This window comes from uncultured Campylobacter sp., assembly GCF_938041645.1.
Taxonomy (GTDB): Bacteria; Campylobacterota; Campylobacteria; order Campylobacterales; family Campylobacteraceae; genus Campylobacter_B.
The window spans coordinates 1-5,805 of sequence record NZ_CALIST010000046.1; the positions used below are offsets into that span (position 1 = coordinate 1).

The window sequence follows — 5,805 nt, forward strand, 5'->3', positions numbered from 1 at the left end:
AAGACGAGCGCAACGAACACAACCGACGCCGCATAGCGACACGCGACGAACCAAAAAAGCGCGCGGCGCAGATCGCAAACGAGCTAAATTTTAAAATTTTACCGCGCCCGAGGCCTTGGTGCAAACGCAACAAATTTTATGTTTTAGTGCGCCTTTGGACCCAAGCGTATCAAATAGATTTTAAACGAAATTCTAACGCCGCCGCGCTATTTTATATTTTTATAAAGACTATTTTAGTAAAATCAGAGCTTTATGAGCGAGATAAAAATTTTAATCACCGACGAGGATCTGTGCGCCCCGAGGCGGCTTTTGAGCAGGCGCGATAAGAAGCTAGCGCGCGCACGAGCCCATCTGCGCGAGTTTCGCGTTTCACGGGCGCTTAAGGCGCGCTTTAAAAAACGCGGCAAATTTTGCATCTCGCACAAAAGCGCGGATGGCAAAACGATCGTCGCAGTGGGTTTTGCGAGGCAAAAGTTCGGGCTCGATCTTGAAATTTTAAAACCGCGGGATTTTGCCGCAGCTAGCGAGTTTTGTTTCAACGTCTTTGAGCGCGAGCTTTTAGCGGCGGCGGACGAAAGCGAAAAGGCGCTCGTTTTTTATAAAATTTACACGATCAAAGAGGCGCTGATTAAGGCGCGAAGCCTGGGTTTTTACGCGCTTGCTCGCGTGGGGCTGGCGCGCGGCGCGGACGGAGAGGTTCTGGCGCTTGATGAGCGCGGCAGGGCGTGGTCACACAAGAGCTATATTTTGGAGGGCGAGATTTTGATTTCGCTAGTTTTTAGGGAGAATTTTTGAGACCTGTTTATCGTTTTTACGCTATTTCTAAAACGGCTTTCATTCTACTTTGCGCCGCGTTTTTTATAGGCGGATGCGCGCGCAAAGCGCCCGAGCAAATAACGGAATTTAGCCAAAAACAGTTCATCTTGACGGATACTAACGGCGTAAAAAGCAGAGCCCTGATCTCAAAAATTTCACCCGCAAGCAGCGAGGAGAGTCGCTACAAACTCGTCTGGCTCGATATGTTAGGCGCGCCGATCGCACGTAAAATTTTATCGATCGCAGGCGGCGAGGCTAAATTTCGCAACGACGGCTTCCTGCCGCCCGATTCGCAAAGCGAGCGCGTATTTTTAGCCCTGCTTGAAAATGCGGATAAAGCGAATTTCACCATAAACGCAAAGGGGCGCCGATATGACGCAGTATCTAAGTAGCCCGGGGCTCATCTGTGCGGGCGCAAACAGCGCCGCAGAGTTTTTTAGCGCGCTGTGCGAAAAGAGATCCGCTCTGCGAAAACTTAGCGTCTGTGGCAAAAATTTCATCTTTGGGCGCGTGAATACGCCGCTACCGAGGATCAAAGATCGCGCCTACGCCACGCGCACGAACGCTCTGGCGCTTTACGCTTGCCTCGACGTGCAAGAGCAAATAGAGCAAGCCGTGCAAAAATTCGGCGCGTACCGCGTAGGAGTGGTGTTTGCGACCACCAATACCGGCGTGCAGGAAAACTATGCGGAATTTTTCGCCTGCGGTAAAGACGCGGAAAATTTTATCTCTCAAGACGGCGAAAACTCCGCGCCGTGCAGCGGAATTTCCACTCCAAACGGCGAAAATTTCGCCAAAATTTCAAAAGACGCAAACGATAAATTTAAAAACTTCTGCTTCGAGCGCAACTCTCACGCAAATCCTGCAAATTTTATCCGCGAACGCTTCGGGCTAAAATCCGTCGCGATCGGAGTTTCGAGTGCGTGTACCAGCGGAAATAAAGCTCTGATCGAAGCCTCGCGCCTCATTTCTTGCGGACTTTGCGACGCGGTCGTATTCGGCGGCGCCGACGCATTAGACGAGCTCACGCTGCAGGGCTTTAGTGCGCTTGAGATTTTAAGCGAGCAGCCGCTCAAGCCGTTTTCAGAGGCGCGGACAGGTACAAATCTAGGCGAAGGAGCCTGCGCATTTGTGCTTTCGCGCGAGCGCATAAGCGACATCGCGGTTTTGGCTCACGCCGCAAACTCCGACGCCTACCACATCACCAAGCCCGATCCAGGTGCGCGCATGCAGATCACGGCGATCAAAACCGCGCTAAAATCGGCGCAGCTACAAAGCGTGGATTACGTAAATCTGCATGGCACTGGCACTGCAGCTAACGACGCGATGGAGGCCTTGGCTATGAGCGCCGCCCTGCCCTCAGCGCCCGCAAGCTCGTCCAAATGGGCGACCGGACACACCCTGGGCGCTGCAGGTGCGATCGAGCTTGCCGTGTGCTACGAGGCGATCAGACAGGGCGTGATCCCGCCGAATTTTATGAACGATAAAATTTGGCGCGGCTCAGAGGCTGAAATTTTTCGTGGCGTACAGGCACGGCACGGCTCGAGCGATGAAATTTTAAACGCCGCGAATGATCAAATTTTATGCAGCTCGGGCGGTGAAATTCTGCAAGGCGCGGAGGGTGAAATTTCAAAAAGCAGCGCGGATAAAATTTTGGTCGCGTCTAAAGCTTTGCAAAACGCAGGCGATAAAATTTTAAATAACGACGCTGATCAAACTTCACAAACGAGCGAAATTCAGGCTGCGCTGTCTAAATTTAATCTCGCGTGCGAAGCCAAAAAAGCACGCGTAGATACCGCGATGAATCTAAACTTTGCTTTCGGCGGCGACAACGCCGTAACCATAATAGGACGCATATGAGAGCATCTAGTATCCTACCGCAGAGCGGATATATGGTCTTCGCGGATGAAATTTTAGAGGTTAGCGACGGTTACGCGAGCTGCGCGTTTAGCGTTAAAGAGGACTCGCCGTTTACCGAAGACGGAGAGCTCGGCAGCTACGCGTATATGGAGATAATGGCGCAGTGTATCGGCGTGTATTCGGGCTACCGAAATGACGGCGAAGCGAGGCTTGGATTTTTGCTGGGCGTGCGAAACCTGGATATTTCGCGCGCAAGCTTAAAATTGGGCGAGCGCGTGATTACGACGGCGAGGCAGAGCGTGAGCGACGGCGAGGAACTATATATCTTCGACTGCGAGATCCGCTGCGGCGGCGAACATATCGCAAGCGCCACGCTAAGCGTAATGCGCGCGAGCGACGAAATGATAAAGAGTATAAATGGCTAAGAGAATTTTAATTACCGGAGCAAGCGGCGGTATCGGCGAGGCGTGCGCGTTAAATTTAGCGCAAAAGGGTTACGGCTTGGCGCTAAATGGGCGCAATGAAGCAAAGCTAAAAGACGTAGCGAAGCGCTGTTTGGACGCGGGCGCGGCGGAAGTTCAAATTTTAAAATTTGACGTCGCAGATACCGCTGCGGCGCAGGAACATATCGAAGCAGACATAGAGGCAAACGGCGCATACTGGGGCATCGTGCTAAACGCTGGCATTACGCGGGATAACTCCTTCGTGTGGTTCGAGCGCGAGGATTGGCAAAGCGTGATAGATACGAATTTAGGCGGGTTTTATAACGTCCTAAAGCCCGCACTGATGCCGATGATCCGTGCCAAAAAGGGCGGACGTATCGTAGTGATGAGCTCGGTTAGCGGAATTGCCGGCAACCGCGGTCAAAGCAACTACGCCGCTAGCAAAGGGGGCCTAATCGCCGCGGCAAAATCGCTAGCGATAGAACTTGCAAGCCGCAAGATCACGGTAAACGTCGTAGCCCCGGGGCTTATCAAAACGGCGATGAGCGAAGGTATAAACGAAGTCGCAAGCGAGCAGATTTTAAGCGCGATCCCGCTAGGCCGCATCGGCGAGCCGAGTGAGGTAGCGCATTTGGTGGAGTTTTTGCTAAGCGAAAATTCCGCATATATCACAAAAGAGGTTATTAAAATAGACGGTGGATTATGTTAAATAGAGTAGTTATTACGGGTTTTGGCAACGTCTGTGCATTCGGACGGGACTGGGCGAGCATCAAGCAGAATTTGGCGCAGCAAAAAAGCGCCGTAGTTTATATGAGCGAATGGGATATCTTCGGCGAGGAGCTAAACACTAGGCTTGGCGCGCCGATACGAAACTACGCGCCGCCTGCGCACTGGAGCCGCAAAGATACCCGCTCGATGGGCAAGGTAGCGATGTTTGGCGTCGATGCTGCGGGCAAAGCTCTGGCGGATGCGGGACTTTTAGAAGAGGGGTGCATAAAGGACGGTCGTATGGGCGTCGCAGCGGGTAGCTGCAGCGGCGACGCAAAGGCTACGGGCGAGGTCATAGATATTTTGCATGGCAAGGATAGCACCTTCAACGCCAACTCATACGTAAAGATGATGCCCCACACCGTCGCTGCAAATATCGCGATCTACTACGGACTAAAAGGCAGGCTCATCCCCACAGGCTCTGCGTGCACGAGCGCGTCTCAAGCGATCGGATACTCCTATGAAGCGATAAAATTTGGCCTTGCGGATATGATGCTAGCAGGCGGCGCGGACGAGCTGCACCCGAGCCAGGCATTCGTGTTTGACAAGCTCTACGCGACAAGCTGTAAAAACGACACCCCTACTCTCAGCCCCGCGCCCTTTGATATAGCGCGCGACGGGCTGGTTTTGGGTGAAGGCGGCGCTATATTCGTGCTAGAAAGCCTAAGAAGCGCACTTGCGCGCGGCGCTAAAATTTACGCCGAGATAGTAGGCTTCGGCACGACCTGCGACGGCACGCATATCACCCGCCCGCAGAGTGAGACTATGCGCGCGGCGATGCAGCTGGCGCTCAAAGACGCCGCGATTTCGCCGGATCTCATCGGGCACGTAAACGCCCACGCCACGGCGACCAGACAGGGCGACGTCGCAGAATCTACGGCAACGCATGAAATTTTCGGCTCGCAGACGCCCGTGAGCTCCTACAAGGGCTATTTAGGTCATACTTTGGGCGCGTGCGGAGCGCTGGAAAGCTTCATCTCGGTGATGATGATGAACGAGGGGCTATTCTATCCGAATCTAAATTTACGTGATATCGATCCGGAATGTGCGCCGCTTAGGTACCTCACGCAGCCGCAGGAGATAAATACGAATTACGTTATGAATAATAACTTCGCTTTCGGCGGCGTAAACACCTCTTTGATTTTTAAAAAATTTATCAACTAAAGGAGAGAAAATGAAAAAATTTCTATTTTTCGTAGTTGCGACGCTTTTTGTCGCTAATTCGGCTTATGCCAAAAACGATATCGTGCGCTTCCCGATCGCCGCGGCACTCGCAGAGCCCGACGCTAAAGCCAAGCTTGATCCGAACATAAAATTCTACTTCGGCAACAAATCCGCAGGCAGAAAGATCACGCAGCAGCTAAGCTCGAACAAAAAAACAAACAGCGTCAACAAGAGCGATCAAGCCGCATGCAACCGCGCGTTTTTATCGGCGCTGCTTAGCTTTCAAGACCGAGCCAAAAAAGAGGGCGGCAACAAGGTCGTAAACATCACGAGCTACTATTACAAAAACGTTTTCGTAAGCGACAAAGAGTTTGAATGCGGCGTAGGCTCGATAATGAACGGCGTCACGCTAAGAGGCTATATTGCAAAATAAACTAAGCTTCGGCGTAGCGTACGCAAGCGCGATAATTTCGGGCGAGCCGGCGGAGCTTTACAAAAAACTCGCCGCTTGCTTGGACGGAATTTCCGAAGTAAGCTTAGGCGGAGATTCCGATCTCGCTTGCGATGCAAGTCAAAATTTTACGTATGATTTCGCGTTAAATTCTACGCAAGATTTTACAGATATTCCGGACTGCAAGCAGAATTCTATAAATCCCGCAAATTTTGCAGCGTGTGAAAATAGAGCTTTACAAAAAAGCTCCGGAGAAAATTTAAAAATTTCTGCTCATGCCCGCTTAAAAGATGAAATTTTAGC

General features: G+C 51.8%; 9 protein-coding genes. All 9 read left to right on the forward strand.

What is annotated here, in order from left to right; all coding sequences use genetic code 11:
• A partial coding sequence (locus Q0600_RS06820; protein ID WP_298758453.1) for a hypothetical protein occupies positions 1–326 on the forward strand: 326 nt, incomplete at its 5' end.
• The gene (locus tag Q0600_RS06825; RefSeq protein ID WP_298758456.1) at positions 253–795 is read left to right on the forward strand and encodes a 4'-phosphopantetheinyl transferase superfamily protein; all 543 of its coding nucleotides are present in this window, start codon (positions 253–255) and stop codon (positions 793–795) included. The genes Q0600_RS06820 and Q0600_RS06825, both read left to right, overlap by 74 nt.
• Positions 792–1,208: a hypothetical protein gene (locus tag Q0600_RS06830; RefSeq protein ID WP_298758458.1), complete on the forward strand. Its 417-nt coding sequence runs from the start codon at positions 792–794 to the stop codon at positions 1,206–1,208. Before Q0600_RS06825 ends, Q0600_RS06830 begins: the two co-directional genes overlap by 4 nt.
• Entirely contained in the window at positions 1,189–2,676 is a 1,488-nt protein-coding gene (locus Q0600_RS06835; protein ID WP_298758461.1) for a beta-ketoacyl synthase N-terminal-like domain-containing protein, read from the forward strand. Before Q0600_RS06830 ends, Q0600_RS06835 begins: the two co-directional genes overlap by 20 nt.
• The gene (locus Q0600_RS06840; RefSeq protein WP_298758464.1) at positions 2,673–3,101 is read left to right on the forward strand and encodes a hypothetical protein; all 429 of its coding nucleotides are present in this window, start codon (positions 2,673–2,675) and stop codon (positions 3,099–3,101) included. The genes Q0600_RS06835 and Q0600_RS06840 overlap by 4 nt, the downstream gene beginning before the upstream one ends.
• On the forward strand, positions 3,094–3,828 hold the full coding sequence (gene fabG, locus Q0600_RS06845; protein WP_298758466.1) for a 3-oxoacyl-ACP reductase FabG: 735 nt from the start codon (positions 3,094–3,096) through the stop codon (positions 3,826–3,828). Before Q0600_RS06840 ends, fabG begins: the two co-directional genes overlap by 8 nt.
• On the forward strand, positions 3,822–5,051 hold the full coding sequence (locus Q0600_RS06850) for a beta-ketoacyl-ACP synthase (protein ID WP_298758468.1): 1,230 nt from the start codon (positions 3,822–3,824) through the stop codon (positions 5,049–5,051). Before fabG ends, Q0600_RS06850 begins: the two co-directional genes overlap by 7 nt.
• Positions 5,052–5,061: 10 nt before the next feature.
• On the forward strand, positions 5,062–5,484 hold the full coding sequence (locus Q0600_RS06855; RefSeq protein ID WP_298081988.1) for an excinuclease ABC subunit A: 423 nt from the start codon (positions 5,062–5,064) through the stop codon (positions 5,482–5,484).
• Positions 5,474–5,805, forward strand: a 332-nt coding sequence (locus Q0600_RS06860) for a hypothetical protein (protein ID WP_298758470.1), incomplete at its 3' end; no start/stop codon positions are given. The genes Q0600_RS06855 and Q0600_RS06860, both read left to right, overlap by 11 nt.